Annotated in this window: 21 protein-coding genes and 3 pseudogenes (1 of these 24 only partly in view); 13 read left to right on the top strand and 11 right to left on the bottom strand. The window is 40.2% G+C overall.

Annotated elements, in window-relative coordinates; translation table 11 throughout:
- Window positions 1-3 carry the 5' end (the start) of an ABC transporter permease subunit gene (locus FHG67_RS18815; protein WP_004499648.1) on the bottom strand. It extends 1,008 nt beyond the left edge of the window, so only the first 3 of its 1,011 coding nucleotides appear in the window; its start codon is at window positions 1-3; the stop codon falls past the left edge of the window.
- A 110-nt stretch (window positions 4-113) separates the two neighbouring features.
- Window positions 114-1,226: a carotenoid 1,2-hydratase gene (locus FHG67_RS18810; protein ID WP_004501197.1), complete on the bottom strand. Its 1,113-nt coding sequence runs from the start codon at window positions 1,224-1,226 to the stop codon at window positions 114-116.
- On the opposite strand from FHG67_RS18810, the gene FHG67_RS18805 reads away from it, so the two are divergent.
- From FHG67_RS18805 to FHG67_RS18740, 12 genes and pseudogenes are all read left to right on the top strand, one after another.
- Window positions 1,225-3,444 (top strand): hypothetical protein, encoded by a 2,220-nt coding sequence (locus FHG67_RS18805; protein WP_004499639.1) that lies wholly within the window; start codon window positions 1,225-1,227, stop codon window positions 3,442-3,444. The two genes, FHG67_RS18810 and FHG67_RS18805, sit on opposite strands and share 2 nt — an antisense overlap.
- A 644-nt stretch (window positions 3,445-4,088) precedes the next feature.
- Window positions 4,089-5,399 (top strand): 3-hydroxyacyl-CoA dehydrogenase family protein, encoded by a 1,311-nt coding sequence (locus FHG67_RS18800; RefSeq protein WP_004499640.1) that lies wholly within the window; start codon window positions 4,089-4,091, stop codon window positions 5,397-5,399.
- A 15-nt stretch (window positions 5,400-5,414) separates the two neighbouring features.
- On the top strand, window positions 5,415-6,680 hold the full coding sequence (locus FHG67_RS18795) for an acetyl-CoA acetyltransferase (protein WP_004501269.1): 1,266 nt from the start codon (window positions 5,415-5,417) through the stop codon (window positions 6,678-6,680).
- A 2-nt stretch (window positions 6,681-6,682) separates the two neighbouring features.
- Window positions 6,683-7,120 carry a hypothetical protein gene (locus FHG67_RS18790; protein WP_004501224.1) on the top strand — a complete coding sequence of 146 codons (438 nt, stop codon included), beginning with the start codon at window positions 6,683-6,685 and terminating at the stop codon, window positions 7,118-7,120.
- Window positions 7,121-7,480: 360 nt separating this feature from the next.
- Window positions 7,481-7,807 carry a hypothetical protein gene (locus FHG67_RS18785; protein WP_004501226.1) on the top strand — a complete coding sequence of 109 codons (327 nt, stop codon included), beginning with the start codon at window positions 7,481-7,483 and terminating at the stop codon, window positions 7,805-7,807.
- Window positions 7,808-8,099: 292 nt separating this feature from the next.
- Window positions 8,100-8,252 (top strand): hypothetical protein, encoded by a 153-nt coding sequence (locus FHG67_RS18780; RefSeq protein ID WP_000035982.1) that lies wholly within the window; start codon window positions 8,100-8,102, stop codon window positions 8,250-8,252.
- Window positions 8,253-8,299: 47 nt separating this feature from the next.
- Window positions 8,300-8,443, top strand: a pseudogene (locus FHG67_RS22925) (hypothetical protein); the annotation flags it as partial.
- Window positions 8,444-8,522: 79 nt separating this feature from the next.
- A pseudogene (locus FHG67_RS18765) lies at window positions 8,523-8,651 on the top strand (type II toxin-antitoxin system HicA family toxin); the annotation flags it as partial.
- A 147-nt stretch (window positions 8,652-8,798) separates the two neighbouring features.
- Window positions 8,799-9,671 carry an LIC13305 family lipoprotein gene (locus FHG67_RS18760; RefSeq protein ID WP_004501219.1) on the top strand — a complete coding sequence of 291 codons (873 nt, stop codon included), beginning with the start codon at window positions 8,799-8,801 and terminating at the stop codon, window positions 9,669-9,671.
- A 310-nt stretch (window positions 9,672-9,981) separates the two neighbouring features.
- Entirely contained in the window at window positions 9,982-10,146 is a 165-nt protein-coding gene (locus FHG67_RS18750) for a type II toxin-antitoxin system HicB family antitoxin (protein WP_004501253.1), read from the top strand.
- Window positions 10,136-10,359, top strand: a pseudogene (locus tag FHG67_RS22765) (type II toxin-antitoxin system HicA family toxin). Before FHG67_RS18750 ends, FHG67_RS22765 begins: the two are co-directional and overlap by 11 nt.
- Window positions 10,352-11,167, top strand: a complete 816-nt coding sequence (locus FHG67_RS18740) for a hypothetical protein (RefSeq protein WP_004501244.1) — start codon at window positions 10,352-10,354, stop codon at window positions 11,165-11,167. The pseudogene FHG67_RS22765 and the gene FHG67_RS18740 overlap by 8 nt, the downstream one beginning before the upstream one ends.
- Window positions 11,168-11,304: 137 nt before the next feature.
- Here the strand turns inward: FHG67_RS18740 and FHG67_RS18735 are convergent, their stop codons facing one another.
- The 9 genes from FHG67_RS18735 to FHG67_RS18695 form a co-directional block, all read right to left on the bottom strand.
- A complete protein-coding gene (locus FHG67_RS18735) occupies window positions 11,305-12,342 on the bottom strand; it encodes a WG repeat-containing protein (protein ID WP_036075103.1) in 1,038 nt (345 codons plus the stop codon).
- A gap of 188 nt (window positions 12,343-12,530) precedes the next feature.
- Window positions 12,531-12,953 carry an acyl-CoA thioesterase gene (locus FHG67_RS18730; RefSeq protein WP_004501213.1) on the bottom strand — a complete coding sequence of 141 codons (423 nt, stop codon included), beginning with the start codon at window positions 12,951-12,953 and terminating at the stop codon, window positions 12,531-12,533.
- A 1-nt stretch (window position 12,954) separates the two neighbouring features.
- Window positions 12,955-13,980 carry a phenylalanine--tRNA ligase subunit alpha gene (pheS, locus tag FHG67_RS18725; protein ID WP_004497088.1) on the bottom strand — a complete coding sequence of 342 codons (1,026 nt, stop codon included), beginning with the start codon at window positions 13,978-13,980 and terminating at the stop codon, window positions 12,955-12,957.
- Window positions 13,977-15,374, bottom strand: a complete 1,398-nt coding sequence (locus tag FHG67_RS18720; RefSeq protein ID WP_016760447.1) for a UDP-N-acetylmuramate--L-alanine ligase — start codon at window positions 15,372-15,374, stop codon at window positions 13,977-13,979. The genes pheS and FHG67_RS18720 overlap by 4 nt, the downstream gene beginning before the upstream one ends.
- Window positions 15,371-15,988, bottom strand: coding sequence for a hypothetical protein (locus tag FHG67_RS18715; protein WP_002620878.1), 618 nt, complete (start codon window positions 15,986-15,988; stop codon window positions 15,371-15,373). The genes FHG67_RS18720 and FHG67_RS18715 overlap by 4 nt, the downstream gene beginning before the upstream one ends.
- Window positions 15,985-17,085, bottom strand: coding sequence for a DUF4340 domain-containing protein (locus tag FHG67_RS18710; protein WP_004504026.1), 1,101 nt, complete (start codon window positions 17,083-17,085; stop codon window positions 15,985-15,987). The genes FHG67_RS18715 and FHG67_RS18710 overlap by 4 nt, the downstream gene beginning before the upstream one ends.
- The gene (locus tag FHG67_RS18705) at window positions 17,082-19,079 is read right to left on the bottom strand and encodes a motility-associated ABC transporter substrate-binding family protein (RefSeq protein WP_142499881.1); all 1,998 of its coding nucleotides are present in this window, start codon (window positions 19,077-19,079) and stop codon (window positions 17,082-17,084) included. Before FHG67_RS18705 ends, FHG67_RS18710 begins: the two co-directional genes overlap by 4 nt.
- The gene (locus tag FHG67_RS18700; RefSeq protein WP_002620890.1) at window positions 19,076-19,804 is read right to left on the bottom strand and encodes an ABC transporter permease; all 729 of its coding nucleotides are present in this window, start codon (window positions 19,802-19,804) and stop codon (window positions 19,076-19,078) included. Before FHG67_RS18700 ends, FHG67_RS18705 begins: the two co-directional genes overlap by 4 nt.
- 6 nt (window positions 19,805-19,810) lie before the next feature.
- On the bottom strand, window positions 19,811-20,740 hold the full coding sequence (locus FHG67_RS18695) for an ABC transporter ATP-binding protein (protein ID WP_061230926.1): 930 nt from the start codon (window positions 20,738-20,740) through the stop codon (window positions 19,811-19,813).
- A 1,013-nt stretch (window positions 20,741-21,753) separates the two neighbouring features.
- Between FHG67_RS18695 and FHG67_RS18690 the strand changes: the two genes are divergently transcribed.
- Window positions 21,754-21,924 (top strand): hypothetical protein, encoded by a 171-nt coding sequence (locus FHG67_RS18690; RefSeq protein WP_004500532.1) that lies wholly within the window; start codon window positions 21,754-21,756, stop codon window positions 21,922-21,924.
- Window positions 21,925-21,974: the final 50 nt, after the last annotated feature.

The following is a 21,974-nucleotide window of genomic DNA, read 5'->3' as shown; positions in this document are numbered from 1 at the left end:
CATTACGTTTCCGGTTCTGAAAAACAGTTTCGACGAATCAGATCTTATGACAAAGACTTTTTCGAAAAAGTATTTCAATTGTTAAGAGAAATGAATCGATTTATTTTCGAATCTTAATCTCGAGCTCCTTTAAGTTCCAAATAGCCGATTCCGCGAACGGATTTTCCGTCTCGTGTTCCTTGAACTTTTACGGCTCCTTCCCAATAACTAAATCCTGTGGTGATGCGGGAATCGAATTCCTGATCTTCGAAAAATGGTTCGATTCTAAGATCGAATTTTGATTCTCTTTGAGTAACATGGGTATAAAGATTCCAAACAAGCGGATATTTCTGATTTGTTCTCGGACTTTTCCAGGAAGAAGAATCATGTATAAATGTAATGTCTCCTTCTTGTTCGAAATATGTTTTTTTTCCGGATTTTAAACGAATGGTTCCGAAACTTTCGGAGGAAGAACTTGAAGTTTCTCTAAAATTAAAAGCCATAATACTACTTCCATCTTCGAGTTGAATACAGATCCAGTCCCAAGAATTGGATTTGTCCGAAAGTTGGACTTGTTGATTGGAATCAAAAGGACTGCTCCATTCATGATCCATCCAAGAATTTCCGCTTTCGATCCGGATTTTTTTTCCATCTAGAGTTAATTCTCCCTTAGTGGAAAGGCCGGGGATGCTGTAGTAATAAGAATAGAGATTTGGATTTTTCCTACTTTTGATCGATTTGCCTCGATCTCCGTGTAAAAGAAGATCCGAGTCTTTGCCGCTTAAAAATAGATCCAAAGAAAGTCCGGAAGTGTGTTTCGGTTTTGCGATCAGATGAAATTTCGTTTTCCCTTCGATTTTGAGAATAAAATCCCCGCTGAAAATTTGTTTCGAATCGTATCCCGCCATTCCGCCTAACTTTCGTTCTACGGTTTGCGCGATTTTGTGCTTTTTATTTTCCAAATCGGAGATCGCAAAATGAACCGGAAATGCTTCCCTATTTTTTCCGAAAATTCCTTTGAAAAAGCTAAGTTCGTATCCGTATTTTTTTCCTTCCGAGGATTGGAGAACTCCGACAAAATAACACCATTCCACTTTGTATTTTGGATGGAAAGAGTGATCTTCGGGAAAGACGAAGGAACGATCGTCTGCTTGAAGAGTGAAAAAAATTGGAAATAAAAAATAGATTCCGATTAGACGATTGACCTTGATTTGAAAAAGGTTGTAATGATTTTTCCTAGAGATCATGCAATTTCTTGATAACATTCGATCTTCCAAATTTTTAATTCTGGGACTTTTTTTACCGCAGTTCGTTATTTTAGGAATCTATTTCCATAAACTCTATTTGAAATTTCTATCGTTCTGCCCTAACAAAAATTTTTTAACTTGGGATCCCGATGCAAGGCTCGTCACTTCGATTCGGTTTGCGGAAGCGTTTCGATCTTTTGATCCGATCATGATCGTTCGATTGGTCTTTGATTCTCCTACTTGGCCCGTGTTGAGAAATTTTCCGGAAGCTTTAATCATACTTATATTCGGTCCGGGAGGAACTCCCGTTTCTCTTTTTACTTTCGGAGAATTGATTTTACTTTTCCTGATTGTTCCTTGGATTTTATTTCGCTTTAGCAAACGGAAAAGTCAAATTGCACCTCCGCTTTTGTTTCCTCTCGTTTGGGCCGGTTTATTACAGAATCCCGGATTTATGCATTATTCTTTTTCGGGAATGTTGGAAATTCAAGGAGGACTCTTTTTTCTTCCCGCGGTTCTTGCTCTTTGGGAATTGCAAAGGTATCGTTCGGACGAAGTAGAAATTTTACATTCCTCGCGAAATCCTAATTCTCTTTTACAAGAAGGTTCTAAACAAATCAATTCAGGATTCGTATCTACGAAGTCCATCCTGACAAATTCGTATTCTCCTTGGTTTTTATGTATCAGCGCTAACCTTTTGTTCCATACAAAATATCCATACGGTTATATTTTCATTTTTTTCGGCTGTTTATTTTTGATTACGTTTCGTTTTGATGAAACGAAACAATTCATATTCAAAATTTTGAATTTTTACGGATTATTTTTGAACGAAAGTTCCTTTCTTCGAAACAGGCTGGAACGCAACGATTCGGTATTTTCCATAAAGAATGTTTTGGAAAAAGAAGATTTAGGCTCTTTTCCGAAAAACGTTTCAGTAGAAAAGAATTTCGATTCTTTAGCTAAGAATCGTTCCGAAAAAACAAAGTCTGTTTTTTCAAAGGAAAACTTTTTCAAAAGAATCAAATGGCACGCGCTGATTCCGATCGGATGTGCGATTTTGCTGATTCTTGTAACGATTATTTTTTCAAAGGAAACGTTACCCGGAAAAACGAAAGCGTATTTGCGTTATGCGGGAGCTTTGATCTTTTGGGTCAGTATCAACTTCGTTGTTTGGAAAATTTTTTATAGATTGCAAAAAAGGGACGAAACTCTGCGATTTAAGGATCGTTTGAAAAATTCGATTTTGCGCTTTGGATCGCGATCCGCGCAGACCGGTTCGACGAGTCGTAGTTCCGACGCTCAAAGTTTGTCTTACACTTGGAAATATTTTTGGACTTACGTGATTTTCCCAATCGGATCCTGGGCTTTGATTCATCCGGATCGGTTTTCGAGTTCCACCAGTACAATTCGACACATACAAGGCGCGGGTCTAATGCCGGGTCAAAGTGAGGATTCGATTTTCAGTTTTATATACTTCCGCGAGATTCTGGATAATTCTTTTTATGTGCCTTACGGCGGGTGGGTTTTGTGTGCAGGTTTAATTATAGGGATTATTTTCGGAGGTTTTCATTTTTGGAAAAATCATGAAGTTAGCGCTTCTTTCTTTCTCTTTTTATCTGTGTTTGTTTCTATTTTGGGACTGACATTGATAACACCGAATCATCAACCTCGTCATATTTATCATCTTTATCCTGCTTTATTAATCGCGATTTGCATTTTTTGTTATGAAAGATTCTCCGAGGGACGGACAAAAATTTTATCTTATTTAGTATATTCTATATTTCTGATATTTACCTTGGGGTATTGGAGTTGGAAGCATTCTGACATTTGGGAGAGGACTAATCTTTGTTTTTCAGGAACTGATCGGGGTTTGTTTTTTACTGCGAAGGACGCGGAGTCCGTTTTTTTGAAAACGGTAAATCGCTCCTCCGTCTTGTGGAATTTGCTTTCATTGGAGCATCATAATCGTCCGGATATCATGCTTTCCTTTTATCGAGCGGGTTTTTATAACCGTCAAAAAGTGAGAGAAAAAAATAAAAAAGAGAAATTCGATCTTCAAAAAATCCGAATATCGGGAAGTGATTGGTTCATAGTGACGGATCGATGTGATGAGATTGGAAATCGTATTGGAATTCCTTTTGATGAGATCAAACAATCTGTTTCGGAAGACAATTGGAATTCGATTAGAGGGGCTTGTATTTTAAAAGTGGACGGGTAAATGATACTTTTTAAAACTCCCGCATCAATTTTAAAACTTCGTTCTTATCTTATACAGAAGTTGTTTCAAAAATTTTCTACTTTTTCTTAAGATATTACTCATCCCTATAAAATAGAATACCGTTAATTTGAGCATAAATCCCGCGTTTAAACGCAGAATTTTGGACATTCTATTATGTAGAGATGAGTAGGGTTTTTGAAAAATTAATTCTCCATTTGTTTTTGTTTTACTGAAATAGACGATTGAAACAGTTTTGTTGATCCCGCATTGAATTTTTCAACAACTCTATTATTGTATAACATTAAAGACTGCTTTTGAGATAGGTTTTATGTAAATTCCAAAAACAGAAAAAATAAATATCAAAAGGTATGTTCTTTCATTTGAAATTATCTCCAGATCTAAGTAGAGGCGGTAATCGGACGAATCATAGAAATAGAATTCGGATGGTTAGTTAGGGCCATTTCTTAAAAAAATAACTTTTGTTTTTTATAAGCAAAAACCTTTTCCTAAAAAATTCAAACAGAACATTCGTTCTGTTTTAGAAGAATTTCATATTGAATCGGCGTGAAAAAAACTTTCCTCCCCACCCGGTTGTTTTAAACAGGTCCTATTCCATTGGGAAATCCAAGAATCGGTATAGTTTCATGAGAGAAATAAAAACAGTAACAGTATTGGGCGCGAACGGTACCATGGGCGCCGGATCGGCGGCAATTGTTGCCTCATTCGGAAAGGCAAAAGTTCACATGCTCGCAAGAGATACAAACAAAGCGAAAGAGGGAATTGAAAAAGCGATCGGCTCCGTTAAAACCGATACAATCCGACCAAGACTCGTTCCGGGTTCGTATGATGCGGATTTGGAAAAGGCAGTCTCGGAATCCGATTGGGTTTTCGAACTCGTTGCGGAGAGCTACGAGGTAAAAGAACCGATCAACAAAAGAATCGCAAGCGCAAGAAGACCGGGAACCATTGTTTCCACCGTGTCTTCCGGTCTTTCGATAGAAAGACTTTCCAAAGCGTTCGACGAAGACGGACAAAAGCATTATTTCGGAACTCACTTCTTTAACCCTCCTTACAAAATGATTCTTTGCGAACTCGTTTCCCACAAAGGATCGGATAAGAAAGTTCTCAAACAACTCGGAGAATATCTGGATAAGATTTTAGGCCGCGCCGTCGTTTATACAAACGACACTCCCGCGTTTGCCGGAAACAGAATCGGATTCCAGCTCATCAACGAAGTCGCTCAGATCGCTGAAAAGTATTCCGACAAAGGCGGAATCGCTCTTATGGATGCGATCATGAGCGGTTACACGGGAAGAGCGATGGCTCCTCTGGATACTGCGGACTTCGTAGGGTTAGACGTTCACAAGGCGATCGTGGACAATCTCTACGAGATGACAAAAGACGCGGCTCATTCTACATTTAAAATGCCGGGTTACTTTCAGAAGCTCATCGACAAAGGCGATCTGGGAAGAAAGTCGGGCGGCGGACTCTACAAGATGTCCAAAACTCCGGACGGCAAGAAGGAAAAATTAGTCTATAATATAGGCGCCGATCTGTACGAGCCGGTTCCTAAGTTCGACATCGATTTTATTCGTCAGGCGAACAAAAAGATTTCCGAAGCGGATTATACAGGCGCAATGAACATCGTAAAAGAAGCGAAAGGTTTCGAAGCGGACCTCGCGAGATATTTCATCGCAAGATACGTTAGTTACTCTCTCTCGATTGTCGGCGAAGTCGTAGACACGAAAGAAATGGCGGACCTCGCGATGGGAACGGGATTCAACTGGGCTCCCGCTTCCGCGTTTGTGGATTTCTTAGGCGGACCTAAGGAAGCGATTCAACTGATCGAAAAAGCAAAACTTCCGGTTCCCGAAGTATTAGCAAAAGCAAAATCGGGAAAACCGTTTTACGAGCTGAAGGAAAAGTTGGATGCTCGTTCTCTTTTCAAAGGATAATTTAGGGAGATCAACATGAGCGATAAAATTTACGTTCTCGGCGGGGAACAAACCGATTTTCAAAGAAACTGGACCAAAGAGGGAAAGACCTTCATGTCCTTAATGCGCGAAGCCGTTCAAGACGGACTCGATGCGGTCGGAATCACACCCGATGAAATCAAAAAACTGAATAAACAAAATCGAATCGGAATTTTCGTAGGAAACTTCGACGCGGAACAGTATGCGACGCAAGGTCACTTGGGCGCCTTCTTAACCGAAGTCGATCCCGCATTCTATGGAATTCCAGGCGGCCGTTTTGAAGCCGCTTGCGCTTCAGGTTCCATCGCACTTGACGCTGCCGCTACGAAAATCCGCGCGAAAGACTACGACGTTGCGATCGTTCTCGGAATCGAGATCATGAAAACCGTAAGTTCCTCCGTAGGCGGGGACTTTTTAGGAACAGCCGCTTATTACGAAAAAGAAGCGAAGGGAGTTCAATTTCCTTTCCCGAAACTTTTCGGAAAACTCGCGGACGTAATTCTCGAAAGATACAAACTTCCGGAACAAAGATTCATGGGAGCATTAGCCGAAATCTCCAGAATCAACTACGACAACGCGAAGAGAAATCCGAAAGCGCAAACTCGTTCTTGGTTTATGAACAAAGAACACGCAAACGCAAGAGGCGGAGAATACAATATGGCCGTCGGAGGAAGACTCTGCATCACCGATTGTTCTCAAGTTACCGACGGCGCCGCGATGGTGGTTCTCGCGAACAAATCCTATACCGAAGAATACGCCAAAAAAAGAGGAAAGAAGATCAACACGATCCCAAGACTGAAAGGTTGGGGACACAGAGTTGCGCCGATCACTTTTGACGCGAAGGTTGCCGAATCCAAAGGAGACAAATACATTCTCCCTTGGACCAGACAAACCGTTAAAGACGCTTACGATAGAGCGGAACTCGGAGTGAAAGACATCGACGTTTTCGAAACTCACGACTGTTTCACTTCTTCCGAGTATGCGGCGATCTCCGCTTTCGGAATCACTCAACCAGGAAAAGAACACGAAGCGATCGAAGACGGCGTGATCGACCTCAAAGGTAAAAAACCGATCAATCCATCCGGCGGACTCATCGGAGTCGGACATCCCGTGGGGGCTTCCGGAGTTCGTATGATGCTAGACCTCTACAAACAAGTTACCGGAACCGCGGGCAATTACCAAGTGGAAGGCGCTAAGAACGGACTGATGCTGAATATCGGCGGGTCCGCAACGACTAACGTAGTGTTCATCATAGGAAAATAAAAATGAGTCTAAAGACTGCGAAAGATTGGAATCAGTTTCTTTTAAGGTTGTTTATCGCTTTCGGTTTTTGGGAGGTGATCTCCGTACCGCTTCGTAGTCTTTTGTTCTCTCGTTTTTACTATGATTCTATCTATAAGAACTTTTTCCAATCCGTTGGGATGATCTTATGGGTGGGACCTATCCTTGCCGATCTCGTTCAGGTTTTCTTTTTGGGGATCCTGATTCGTCTCGCAAAAGATTCGCTTCCAGGCGGGATCGTCGGCGGTTTGATCGTTGCGATCTGTTTTTCTTTGGCGGCTTATGTCGGTCCCGCGATTTCAATATTAAATTTTGTGAATGTTTTACCTAACTTAATCGTTTGGCTTTGGGTGTTCTCGCAATTTTTGCTTACTTTGATTTCGTCGTTGATATTGACGTATTCTTCCAGCGAAGAACTGTAGATCGGAGAATTTTTCTCCGCAGTTTAAGTGAGGAAGGACTTCAATACGAGTCTTTTTTGCGGGCGTGTCTCTGCGAGAACTTCTCCGAATTCCAAGCGCAGAGTCGCGCTCTCCACTCCGGTCAACAAATTGAATCGGATTCTTAAAACATTCCATTTCCGTAATTCCAATTTGTTGACCCCGTCTCGATCGCTCACGCAACGGACTGTGATCGCGATGGTCCCTTCGGAAGTCCAATCAAATTCTTCGTCTCATCAGTTTTCACATCATAATCCGAATTTTTTTGGCCCTTCCCTGGAGCGGAAAACACATTTAGGTCGATAAATAAAAAGAATGAAAAAACGAATCGGAATACTATTGGTGTCATCAATCGGACTGACGGGATGTGCAAATTATAAGGAAATTAAGAATGAGGATTTAAATGTCGCTTTCATCGTTAACTCATCTCCTACGTTTAAAGGTTATTACTATAGAGGAAGCGACAACAACTTTGACTACTTTGTAAGCAAATGGGATTTTGAAAGAGATCGACATTTCAAAATTGCGGTTGGTAAGTTGCACATAGTTGACAGTTTAAAATTTAGGAAGGACGAAAGGGAACTTAGATTTGTTTTATTCAAAACGGACACGGAATTTGCGAAAGGTGAATTCTACACTTTGTACGTCATGGACGTCGACCTTCAATAGAAAAAAGCAAGGATGACTCGCGCGAGCTACATCAAAAGCGGTAACTCATGCCAGCAATAGAGTTGTGTCTGAATTAAATATTCATGTGGACAAAAAAACCGCTTCAATCATTGCTTCCCATGAAATAGAAGTGAACTGAAAATGAATTCCACTACAACTCCGTCGCTTTCCTTATTTCCGTCCTTCGAAAAATCGTTCCGAAAAAAAATTGGACACAAGGAAAATGAGGAAGCAATTTAAAAGTATGAAGAAATCCTTTACGGCAAGCGTTTGGCAAGAAGAGAAAATGTACGTGGCCCAGTGTTTAGAGGCGAATATTGCAAGCCAAGAAGAATCGGAAGCTCTATCCAATTTGCAAGAAGCCTTAGAACTACACTTTGAAAATCCCGTAGCAACTCTTTTACCCGAGATTAAAAAGATTCTGGCGGAAGTGAGTGTCGCTTAGGCCTTTTATCCTATAGAGAAGTAAAGAGAAAACTAGAGCGATTCGGATTTCGAAAAGTGAGTCAAAAAGGAAGCCATGTAAAGTTTATTAAAATAACTGAATTCGATATAACAAATGCGAAAGCGATTGTAGCGGGATCAACAAATTGGAATGACGAAAGAATTACGTTTTTCGATCGATCAATTTGTTGATCGGAGCGAAAAGCGCGGTCCCGAGTTCGTGCGAAGCACGAGTATCGAGGGATTCGCCCAAATGTTCTTACGCCGAACTCACGTTAAAATAACTGAATTTGGAACATTGACCGCAATTGTACCAGAACACAAAGAAATTGCGATTGGAACTCTACGAAGTATTTTAAGACAAACCAAAATTAGCTTGGAGGAATTTGAGAATATTTAAGTTAACGTGAATTCGACGTAATTAAACTGGAGTTCTTATTATAACTTAAATGCTTTCGCCTGCGTTTTCTCCGGATTCTTTGGCATACAATAGAGCGATCTTTTCGTTATTTGATTGAGATGTTTTGAAAACATCCGGAGAAAATCCATGAGAATCAACGTAAAATTAGTTTTAAGCCTTTTGTTTGTCTTTATCTTTCTTTCCTCTTGTTCCACTGCAAAAGAGGACAAAAATACATCCGATCTTCTTTTGTTTTTATTATTTCAAGATCGCGTTGAAAACTATGATCGTGACGTTCAAATCATAACTCATACGATAGTGTCATCCCCTGGAGTTTCCTACGATACCAACTATTCCGATGAAGATTTAAATTATTATAAAGATCTTGTAATAGCTGAAATTGCAAGGTATCCGAGAGGATATTTTATCAAAGCACGCGCAGAAAAAATAATATTCACTCGAAATCTCTATATAAAATCGATCGGTGGTTATGCAGGAGCTCTATCAAGACCGGCAGAAAATACGATATTTATAGACGTTCTGGACAGAATAAAATCCTTCTCAGAGGCAAATGACGCATATCGTCCATATTACAGCACAAGCAGGTTATCAAAGATAATACACCATGAACTCACTCACAGTATGGATGATGTGATGGTATATTGGTGGGATCCAAAATGGCAGTCGCTAAACCCTCCTTCCTTTCGATATGGAAGTTACGATTATTCTTCCCCCAATCCTCGTCGTTCCAGCCCCAACGTTCCTATTACTCCATTCTGGAATCCCATTGACGGTTTTGTGAGCGAATATGCCACATCCAATTTTGCGGAGGATAGAGCGGACGTCGGTGGTGCAATCCAAGGACGTCAATTTTCTTATTTAAATGAAATTTGCGCCGTCGATCCGATCGTTGCCGCAAAAGTGCGTTTGACGATTGATGAAATGAAACGCTTTTGGCCTTATCCCGGAGCCGAAAACACTGCATGGAAACGCAGGTTCGATGAGATTCAATGTAATTGATCGGATTCGTTAACAAAAAAAGTAAAATGACGTTAGACACCATACAACGACTCCTTTTGTATCCGGAACCGGATGACCGTTTTTAAATTCTCTCTCGAAAGCGGTTTCGCAAACGGATTATAAAAGTAAGATTTGTTCTATTGTTTTAAAAGTCGATATTCCTCTCATTTTTTTCAAAGGGATATTAAAATAATTTGAATAGATCCGTTCTTGAGAAGCGGTCAAAAAAAGATTGGACATGAGAAAAATGGGAAGGTTATTTAAAAGTATGAAGAAATCCTTTACAGCAAGTGTTTGGCAAGAAGAGAAAATGTATGTGGCCCAGTGCTTAGAGGTGGATGTTGCAAGCCAAGGAGAAACGGAACAAGAAGCGCTATCCAATTTGCAAGAAGCCTTAGAGTTACACTTTGAAAATCCTGTAGCGACTCTTTTGCCCGAGATTAAAAAGATTCAGGCGGAAGTGAGTGTCGCTTAAGCCTTTATCCTATAGAGAAGTAAAGAGAAAATTAGAACGATTTGGATTTCGAAAAGTGAGTCAAAAAGGAAGCCACGTAAAGTTTATTAAACTCACTGAATTTGGAACATTGACCGCAATTGTACCGGAACACAAAGAAATTGCGATTGTGGGATTCTACGAAGTATTTTAAGACAAACCAAAATCAGCTTGGAAGAATTTGAGAATGTTTAAGTTACAAAGAAGGCATTTTTTACCAATGGTAAAAATTTTAATCGGAGCCACGCTTGCAAGTTTTTGTATTTATATAATTTATTGCGTTTATAAAGCCGGGATAGTTACCGCTCTACTCGCAGCTCCGCAACCGATTGTCAGAAATGAATTGCTGGATTTGAATCATTCCTTATGGAAGAAGCAACGCTGGAATGAAGAAATACCGATTGTAGAATCGGAAAAGCCGCCATCCTATTCGAGTGTATTTTCTGTACAACCGGAAAGATATTTATGTGCGGCTCCAACGGGCGAGAACATCAGCTCGAGCCAGTATGACAAGACCGAGGTTTGTTTCTTGAAACTTTCCGCCGAAGACGTTAATTGGATCCGGCAAAAGTTCGCAAATGTGCCGCCGGGAAAATTATTGGATCGAAACGATGAGTGGGAACTAAGCTGGAATCAAGTGGGGCTCGGTCGTCCGGTGCTACACAATAATCCTTTGGAAGAAATGTTCGATGATGCAGAAGAAGAACATATGGCAACGGGAGTAATATTTTTAAAGTGGGTAACACTTCGATTTCTGATCAACCAGGTAAATCCAAATGATCTGATTCATTATTCCGAGAGGGGAACATCTTTTCTAGTCTCCTCAAAGACAAAAAAAGGGCTGTATTTTATTCCTTACAACCCAACAATTCCAAACCAAGCTCATGTTCCTGAGTGTTCATCCATGTTTTCCTGTTCTCGAACTGAATATTATATTCCGTTGCAGAGCAACTTCCTATTTCTCATTAAAGAATCTCACAGTCATTGGGCTGGCGTGATTTGAATTTGTAGTTGCAAACCACTATAAATTATAATCGCACATCCTACTGATGTTCATTGAGTTTGAAAAAAACAAATCGAAACATTAAAATACTCGCATACTTCCATAACTTTTACTCTAAATTTACACTGTCCTAAATCTCATACGGATAAAGAACATTTCGTAAAATCAACATATCCCCATTTGTTTCCAATCTTCACAGATACAAAACTCTCTGAAGCAAATTCTGCGTAATCAAATTGGGTAGGAAAGATAGTATCGGAACCAAACAAGGCCCCCCATTTATTATTGCTGCTGATAAGACGAAAACTGCCCCTTTCTACTTTTTTTTCAAAATTAAATCGAGGTTGGAGATTTCCAGCCTTATCAATGTATTCCATTCTCGGGCCATACTGAACAAGTGCGAAACCATTTTCAAAGCTTTCTGCACCAAGAAATTGAGGTTGAATCACAACCTTTCCGGTGGTATCAATATAACCAAAGCTGAATCCTCCCGATTTACTTTTTATAATACCTACCGAAGCAAGCCCCTCTGAAAAGGAACTTGGATATAAGAATTTAAGTTGGATTACCACTTTTCCGGTTTTATCAATATATCCCCATTTCTCTCTAACCTCTACAGCCGCAAAACCCTCTGAAAAATTGTCCGTCATATCAAATTGAGGTTGAATTACAATCTTTCCAGAATGATCGATATAACCCCATTTGTTTCCAATCTTCACGGATGCAAAACCCTCTGAAAAATCAAATGCACCGCTTTCTAAATAATCTTTAGCCTCATCAAATTGAGGTTGAATCACGATTTTTCCCGTAGAATTAATGTATCCCCATTTGTTTTTAATCTTCACAGATGCAAGACCTTCTGAAAAAGAATGTGCGTCTTCAAATTGAAATTGAATTACAAGTGTTCCAGTAAAATCGATGTATCCCCATTTCTTTCCTACCAAGACGGGCGCCAAACCGTTTGAAAATTTTCCGACTCTATCGAATTGAGGCTGAATCACGAAAACATTCGGATTTGTAGGCGTTAGGCGAATAGAGCTGGCTCCGTCTTTTTCAATCGTGTCCATTTTAAATTCGGTTGAACACGGATGCGCTACAAGCTTTGAAATACATGCAAAGAATATAAAGTATGAAAGTAAAGCGGTTCTCCAAGAAAATTGTGTTTTGATCGTCATATTTTTTTCCTAAGCTGAGTCGGATTTTTCTTTAAATCGGATTTTAGAGATCAAATTTTATGTAGTAAAATTACTTTTGTACTGATCAAAGTTGACCTGCTTCTAAAATATTAAAGACTCTTTATAATGAAATGAGAGTTTCTGCACTTCAATCTTAACTATTGACTTTTCGCAGCCAAGAAATCGGCTCAACTTTCTTTGTTCTGTCTCTGAAATTCCTTGAGGTCCTCTTCTAAAACTACTCGAACATTTTGCGGGATCGGAATGCTGGATTTGGTTATGTGGTCAAACGCAACTTGAACGGTTCTCGCAATTGCAAAAACGTTTCCGGTGTTTGTTTCGACGATTTTGGACTCGAAATCCCAGGAACTGTTTCCGATTCGGGTCACGCTTGTTTGCACTTCCACTTGATGGCGCATCTCGATCGATTTTTTGAGATCGATTTCGATTCTCGCGAGAATAAACGGAACATCGAAAACGTCTTTCACGTTAAAACGACGCTTACAGTAATCCACTCTTCCGATCTCAAGATAAGAAACAAAAACGGAATTACTGACATGAGCGAACGGATCCATGTCCATCCAACGAGTCTGAATCGGGGTGGAAATCATATTAGAATTGTTTTAAAAATCTAAGGTTACCCGATTGGAAGTAGCGGATGTCGTGGATTCCGTATCGCATCATCACGAGTCGATCGAGCCCGAGCCCGAACGCAAACCCAGTCCATTCTTTCGGATCGAGTCCCGCGTGCGAAAGAACATTTGGATGAATCAAACCGCAGGGTAAAAGTTCCAGCCAGCCCGATTGTTTACAAACGGGACAACCTTTCCCTTCGCACACAAGACAGTTGATATCAAGCTCGAAACCGGGTTCCACAAAAGGAAAATATCCCGGCCTAAGTCTGGTTTTGATTTCTTTTTCGAAGATTCTAGAGAGAAGAACCTGCATCGTATCGATCAGATTGGCGGCTGAAATATCCTTACCTACGACCATTCCTTCGATCTGGTAAAAAGTGTGTTCGTGAGAAGCGTCCACTTCTTCGTAACGGAACACTCTTCCGGGAGCAATGATCCGAAACGGAGGTTTCAACTTTCTTAATGTTCTTACTTGGATTGCGGAAGTGTGAGTTCTGAGAAGATTTCCGTTTTCCAGATAAAACGTATCTTGCATCTCCCTTGCTGGATGGTCTTCGGTAAAATTGAGGGCGCCGAAATTGTTAATATCCGTTTCGATTTCGGGGCCATCCATGATGCTGAAACCCATCGATGCAAATATGTCTTCGATCTCGTATTGAATCTGAGTAATCGGATGAAGGCTTCCGTTAGAAGGACTGGTGAGGGGACGAAGTGCGTCGAAAAATTCGAATGCCGTCTGATTTTCGAAAAGCTTTTTCTTGAGCGACGTCTTTGTTTCTAAAACGAAGTTCTCCAGTTTTTTGGAAAGTTCGTTCGCTTTTTGGCCTACGGTCTTTTTTTCTTCGATGGAAAGCGAAGCCACGTTCTTGAGAACTGCGGTTAGCTTTCCTTTTTTACCGATAAAATCGTTTTTATTTCTATCTAAATCTTCTTCGGATATGGAAGAGCTGATTTTTTGAATGGCTTCTTGATAAATGGAATCCAGTTCCTCGGATAAGTTCATACGTGTTTTCGAGCCAACTCGACGAGTCCGGGATATATACCGCCAAAGGAACCGTTGGACATGGCTAGGATCAGAATTTTCTGTCCCGTAAATTGGGGAATCATTTTCTCAAGTTTTACAAGTAACTCTTGAGGATCCTTCGCATAAACTGGGATTGTTTTGGAGTTTTTCAAAAGTTTCTGAACAAGTTTTTTCACGTCCAAACGAATGTCTTTTGAAACCTTTTTCAGATTATGAATCTCGGTCAAAATGGTTAGATCGGAACCTATAAAAGAATATGAATATTCCTTCTGAAAAACGTTTCGATGAGAAGTTGCGCTTCTTGGTTCAAATAAGGAGATAATCTTATGGCCTTGAAATCTTTTTTTGACCGCATGAATTGTTTCACGCACTGCAACCGGGTGATGCGCGAAATCTTCCACCACGACCGCGGTCGAAGATTGGAAAAGAATATCTTGCCTTCTTTTAACTCCCGAAAAAGAATCGATTGCTTTTGCGATTCCCTGTTTGTAACCGGAAGGGTTTTGGTTTTTTAGAATTTCGGAACAAACACGAATCGCAACCTCTATGTTTCTGTAATTGTGATCTCCGAAAAGAACCGGATTTAGTTTTTGATCTCCCCAAAAAAGTTCGTGTTTTTTCCAAGTAAGAAAAGAATCCTTTCGATTCCACTCGAAACCTTCCACTTTTGTAAACTTGACGTTTTGGATCATTTTTTTGAGGGAACCCGAGCCGCTCCAATAGAAAATTTTACCGTTTCCGGGAACCAAATTGATCAGACGTTTGAACATGGTTTCGATTGCGGAAATGTCGGGAAAAATATCCGCATGATCGAAATCCAGTGCGTTTAACACCGCATAAGTCGGTCTATAATGTAAAAATTTCGAAGACTTATCGAAAAACGCGGTATCATATTCGTCCCCTTCGATGACAAAATAAGATCCGTTTCCAAGCTCGAACCCTGGAAATCCGTCCTTCCGGATTCCTCCGACAAACAAGCCGGGCTCGATTTCATTCTCTTTGAGTATATGATGAATTAAGAATGTAGTGGTGGTCTTTCCGTGCGTTCCCGCGACAACGATCACTTTTTTTCCTTTGAGAAAAAATTCGCTGATCGCCGCAGGCATAGAAAGATAGTTTAGTCCCGAATTGAGCATTTCCTCCACTTCGGGATTTCCTCTGGAAATTGCGTTCCCCACGATGATCAAATCTTGGCCTTTAACATTCTCGGCTTTAAACCCTTCGAAGTAAGGAATATTCCATTCTTTTAATTTATCGGACATAGGTGGGTAAATACCCGTGTCTGAGCCGGAAACTTCGTGTCCGCTTTTCTGAAGCATATAAGCAAGATTGCCCATAGCGATGCCGCCGATTCCGATTAGAAAAATCTTCAATTGAGAATGGTCCTAACTATATTGTAAACGACTGTTAAAAATAAGGTTCCCGTCAAAAAATACGCAGAACCGGACAAAAAGAATATTAGGATGTCCTTATCGTTCCAGTTTAGAATTTTTTTCAAACTTCGAACGGAAAGGACACAGGAGAAAATAAAAGAAATCGAGATAAAAACCGCCTGCAATGGGGAAGGTAAAATCCAAAACAAAGAAGATGCGCTGAACGGAATAAACGAAACCAAAAGAATATTTGCGGGAGGAAGTATTTCTCCCTTACTTCGATCGGCTTTTTTCATAAAGATTCGAAATACGTCTAACTGAGCGACCAGAAATAAAACAGCAGGATATATTACGAAGGAAAACACAACTCCGGAAAACAGGTTCCATTCTCCCTCCTCATATCGAACAAAAGAAAAAATCGAAAAAACAAGATTGGAAATAATTTTTGTCGCAGGTGCGAGAATCCAAAGAAGAAAATGGGTTCTTAAGATTTCGAAGTGACCGAAACCTCCCGTTTTTTGATAAAGATTAAAAGCGTTTTCGGGAGATTGAAAAACTTCTTGAAGAAGTAGGGTTCTAACTTCGGAGAAATCTTGTTTTTTATCTATGATCATTTTTGGGGCGAAGGGATATTTGGGTTTTTAGGAAGTGAGTTTTGATTTGCAGGCTCTTCCTTTTTTTGCTCAGCTTTTTCCAAATTCCCTACAACTTCCTTTAATCGCAAGAAACTATCTTCACGGATATAAAAAGGAGGTTCGGAAAATTTTCCGTTTATGATTCGAATTGTAGGCCTGTAATCGATGGAATTGATATTCGTCTTCGGATAATAGCGCAAAGTAATCCAATCATCGTTGGAAATTCGAATTTTAAGAGAGGCATCCGCAGGAACGTTAGTCAAACTTTTGGCTACGGCGTAACCTGCTCCGTTGGGATCATCCGGATACAACTCTACAAGTTGGCTGATAACTTGATTGTTCCAAGAATTCCCCAGAGATTGTTCTAAAGAAATTGGTTTTCCGGAAAGTCTTCTCCAAAAATTTTTCTTAACCGTTTGGTCCTTGTAAGGATGGTTGTCGAGATGAAGAGTTTTTCCTTCTTCCTCCCAGATTGTTTCGACTATGGATTCGTCTCTTAGATTCACGAGTTGTTTCTGTCTAAATTCCCCGATTCCTCTCGTAAAACGATCCGAAGTGTTTCCTTGAACGATAAGAACCTCATTCCCTTCTCGCACGATTCTCGTGGAGTCGAAGGATTTCTTTTTACCGATCCAAATTTTTTTCAGCAATTTTCCGGAAGACTTCAAAAGAATCTGCGGAGAATTTTCATTTAACTGCAATGAGGCGGCTACCTTTCCATCCGCGATCGGTTCGACGCCTTTCGCTTTCAAAACGGAAAATTCTCGAAAAATATTCTCCGCGTTATAACCGCCTTCGAACACTAAGGTTTCTCCAGTTTCAGAATCCTTAGAGTGAACGGTGAGAAAATAGGCGTTTTTTCTGATGTCTTTTTGTTTTTTAAGAACGATAGGCATCCGATAAAAAGCGGAGATGTCTTCCCCTTCCCAAGAATTTTTAGGGGGCTGATATTCGATTTCGTCTATGTCAATTTCCCAAACGGAAATTTCCGACTGATCTTCTTTTTTTTCTTCCAAAAAGAAAAAACTAAGAGCAAGAGCAACTAACGTAAAAAGAAGAAGGAGTGTCCGCTTCAAGATTCTTCACCTTCTCGTTTACGTTTTTGAATCAGAACAACGGAGGAAGCGAACGCGATCAAGCCCGGAAAAATAAACATTCCTAAAATCCAAACGACCCTCTTCTGAACCTCGGTTAAAGAAGCCGTATTGATTTCTTCTTTCTTCGGCTGAATGGAAGACAAAGAGAGATCCTGATACATCCAGGTAATCGAAGAAGTAGCGAGTTCGTAGTTTGTTTCGTAAGAAATAAACTGATCGGTGATCCAAGACGTTCCCGAAAAAATCACAATTCTACCTTCTTCTTTCAAATCGGTATTCGTATTTTGATGAGCAGTTTTGTTTTCCGGTTTTAAGCCCGGAACCTGAGGAGAGTTCGGATCGTTCTGTGAATCTTGTTCAGCCAAACCGGTCGCTGAGTTTTGTTTTGTTTCTTCTTTCTGAACTTTCGGAATCGTCTTCAAAATCATCCCGAGGATTACGTTTCTTCTTTCTTCCCCGTTATCCTGTTTTCCATTATTATTTTTATCTAATATAGATTCTCCGCCGGATTCCATCAAAGGAAATGCTTCTAAATTTTTACCGCCGGATTGGGGAGTCGTCTGTGGAGCAAAGTAACCGGCAAATGGAAACACGACCCCCATATCCTTTCTACTTAAAGCTTCTTCGATCGGATGTTTTCTAAAAGACTTTGCGAGAATCATTCCAGCTTGTCCCTGAACTTGGGAAAGAGGTCCTTTTACAAATTCATAACCCGATTTTTCCAAAAGCCATAGAAAATTTTCCGTTCCTTTCGGATCGATCGTAATGAAAATTTTTCCCTTTTTCTTTTCGATAAAATCTAAAATGGCGGTTTGCGCTTCTTTCGAAAAAGCGACGGTTGGTCCCGCAATTATCAAAACGTCTGTATTTTCCGGAATTTGAGACGGCCAACCTTCCGCGATTCCGAGCCCTTTCACTTTAAAGTTTAAAAAACTTAAAGAGTTAGATAAAATTCCGATTTTTTCGTTCGGAAGATTTTGAAAGATCGAAGAGAACCTTTCTCCGTTGGATTGGGTAAAATAAATATTCTTTTCTTCGGTTGTGATGTTTACGACTGCTTGTACAATCTTACGTTCCAAATCTTCCAAATCGCTTTTTTCTCGGATCGAAAGTCTTTGTTCAGCGTATTGTTTTCCGTTTTCCGCCAAAGGTTTTTTGGTTCTAAGGAGTATGATTCCATTCGATACCTGGCCAAATTCGGCAAGATCGTCCAGCTCTACGTCTGCGTTGATAAAACGAGTCTTAAACTGTGGACTTAAGGATTTCAATTGATCCAAATAGATTTCCAAATCCGGACGAATTCTTCTCAAAGAAAAGGAATTGGCCTTATCGCTCGAAGGGGAATTTTCCAGAGGTCTTGGATAAAAAGCGATCACTTCTACTTCCTTGTTGACGCTTTTTAGGATTTTGACGGCTGTCGGACTAAAAGAATACTGGCCTTTGGAACTCAAGTCGAAGTTATGGTTTCGCATTACGGAAATGTAATTTACGATCACGAGAACAACAAAAACGATCGCAAGATTCATGATGAAGTAACGCACTAGGGCTTGCTTTGAAGTCTTCAAAACACTCTGCGCGCCCTCGGAATCCTTTCCCAACTCCTTCAATAAAGTCAGAATCAGAAATGCGATCGTACAAAGAACCAGAAGAACCAGAAGAATTTCCCGGATTCTTTCGTTTCCGGAGTTGACCGAATTGGATTTCAGCGCAAGTTCTTCCAAAAATACGCGGAGATGATAGATTCCGAAAGCGATAAGACCCAGACCGGCGGATATATAAGAATTCCATTCTTCTTGAATATTCTTTTTTTGAAACCAACGATAGGTCGGTTCTAAAATCAGAATCACCAATACCAATCCCATCCAAAGCCAACGATTGACGGGCAATTGAATACTGTCTCGGACCGGAAAATACAAAAATAAGGAAACAAGGGAAACCCACGGAAAAATTCTCAGTAATACGGATTTTTTCATCCTCTCCATCTCCTAGATTCCAAAACTTTTACGGTGAGATAAAGGAAGAATAAGGCACCGCTGACAAAGAAAACGATTCCGTTCAAAGGCAGAACTCCTTTGCAAAACGAAATGAAATGCGAAAAAATGTGAAGGTGATAGAGAATCTTTCTCGTAACCGAATCGAACAGGTACGAAAAATATCCCGATACCCAAAGAGTCAGAATGATCACGATCGAAATCAGAAGTGAAATCATCTGATTCTTACCGAGGCTGCTTCCGAAAAGTCCTATCGCGAAGGAAAAAATTCCCAAAAGAAAAACTCCAATCGTTCCCGAAACCACTATGTAAAGAGGAGCTTTCCAAAAAGAATAAAGAAAAATCGGAAACAAACCATTTACAAATACGGAAATCAAAAGACAAATCAGAGTTCCGAATGCGAACTTGCCCGCGACGATTTCCAAATCCGTGACGGGAGCCGTAAAAAGAAACTCCAAAGTTCCTCGGTTTCTTTCTTCGGTAATACTTCCCATCGCGAGAATCAGCATCGCGATGATAATCGTTGACATGAAAGAAAGAAAAGTGATGACCGTGGTATCAACATAATTCGTACCTGAATTAAAATTCAGAATTAATACGAAAAGAGAATTCAAAAAGGCTGTTCCGCCGAAAACCAAAGGAGCCATAAAGGTTCCGAAGAACACTTTCACTTCTTTGAAAAAAATCCATTTAATATTTTGAAGCATAGTCTTTCAAACCTGGTTCATAAAAATCTGTTCTAAGGTGACTTCCTGTTTGCGAATGTATTCCAAACGGGGAGAGGAAGACGCGGATGCGAAAAGTTTTTCCTTAAATTCCCTTTCGGTGGAAGTGGAAACAAGGAATGTGTTGCCTCTAGAATCTTCTCCGATCGATTGAATTTTATCCACGTTCACTCCGGGAAGTGAGGAAAGATATTTTTTACCGGACTCGGGGTTTGCTCCCGAAAGAGTGACTTCAAGGCCCGAAAGTTTTTCCATTTCCTCTTCAAGTTGTTTTCTATCTCTTTGATATACCATTCTCCCCTTATGCAAAAATAAGAAGCGATTGCAAGTTTTGTAAACTTCGGGAAGAATGTGGCTCGAAAGCAGAATCGTATGTCCTTCTTTCAAAGAATGAATGAGATTTCTGATTTCCACAATTTGTTTCGGATCGAGTCCAGAAACGGGCTCGTCGAGAATGATAATTCTCGGATTTCCAAGTAACGCTTGCGCAATCCCCACTCTTTTACGAAAGCCGAGAGAAAGAGTTTCGATGTTACTCTTACGGACATCCGTGAGAAATGTTCTTTCGCAAACTCTTGCGATCTCCGAATCAATCGATTCGGAAGAAACTTGTTTAATTCTCGCGGCGAACTTGAGATAGTCTTCTACGGAAAGCTCGGGATAAAGAGGAGGCGTTTCTGGAAGATAACCGATCTTCTTTTTTACTTCGAGAGGATTCTCGAAAGTGTTCGTTCCGTCGATTTCACAGATCCCGTCGGACGCGATTAGATATCCGGTGAGAATTCGAATCGTGGTGGTTTTTCCGGCTCCGTTCAGACCGAGAAGACCTACGATTTCTCCCTCTCCCAACTCAAAATTCAGGCGATCTATGGCGAGTTTCTTACCATAGAATTTAGATAGATTTTTAACTTTGATCATCTTTGTTTAAACTACATCGGAGACATTTGCGGTCCATTACTTAGGAAGTCCGATATGATGGAATTTCTAAATCTTGCGTTTTATTGCAGGATCCAGAAAAATAGAAAAAATTTTATGAGTTCGGGTCAATCACTTTCTCGTTGAAATACGATCGGTTATGAGTTTGACGTTTAAATTCCTACGACGAATCATAGAAAGTTCTATGGGCAGCATACTTGTACCGATCGCGGCTATTTTTTGGGGAATGGGTTTTACCCTATTCTATTATGGCGCCCTTCGAGTGCCGACGGGAATTAGCAAAGGAACATTTATTATACTTATGATTTTTGCATTGGTATGGCCGTAAACCTTACCCAACAAGTACTTGGATCCGAAGATAAATCTGTCGGAATTCCGACAAATCCTCTGTGAAACTTACGCCCCGCAGAGCGACCCATAGGAAAGCTCTGCGTTGAGTTTCCCTAATTTTTGGGTGGTGGGTGATGAGACCCGTAGGGAGCAAATCATTGAGCCTGGAGGCGGAAAGGCTCGGGAGATTTTTCTCTATCAGAAAATAATACTTCTTGCAAGTACAAAGCTTCATTCTTGTCAGAACACTTGAAAAATATCAGTTTTTGATTCTTATTATCCCATAAAAGCCTTCTAAATTTGTGGGGTTGGTTATTGGTATGGCCGTTCTTACATTTTGTAGGGATCTGGATCTGGGTAAACTTTCTTTTAAAGGATGAACATTTCCCAATAAAATTATGTCTTATTTGATCCGGAGACTAGATCTTTTCAGTAAGAATGTTCTTATTCGATGAGTCCAAATGCCGGACTTTACGATTTTGATCTAAGAAAGTTCCACTTTGGTTCTTTACAAAAAGCCGAGTTTGAACTGGAATTGTAAACGATAGTTGAGATAAGGCTTTTAAGTACATTTTGATTGTACCGAACGATACTTTCCCTTAAAATCGGTTGTCGGATCCCCCTAATTCTAAAAATCTGGCATAAAATTATCTAGCGGGATATCTATGTCTGAAGAAACTCAAGAAAAGAAAAACAAAAAGATCAATAAAATGACCGTGGCGGAAATCGACACTGCGATTCAAACTTCAAAAGAAAAAATGAACGGCTCTTCCAGCAAATATATTTTGCATCTTAATGCAAGATTGGAAGAACTTGCGGCAAAAGGTAAGAAGTAATTTCTTTTTTTAATCTGTCGGTTTTCGACGGATTCAATCTGCATCGTTTT

This window comes from Leptospira weilii (assembly GCF_006874765.1).
In the GTDB taxonomy this organism is placed as follows: domain Bacteria; phylum Spirochaetota; class Leptospiria; order Leptospirales; family Leptospiraceae; genus Leptospira; species Leptospira weilii.
Note: the sequence above shows the minus strand (reverse complement) of the source record. Positions and strands in the feature narration are given on the sequence as shown.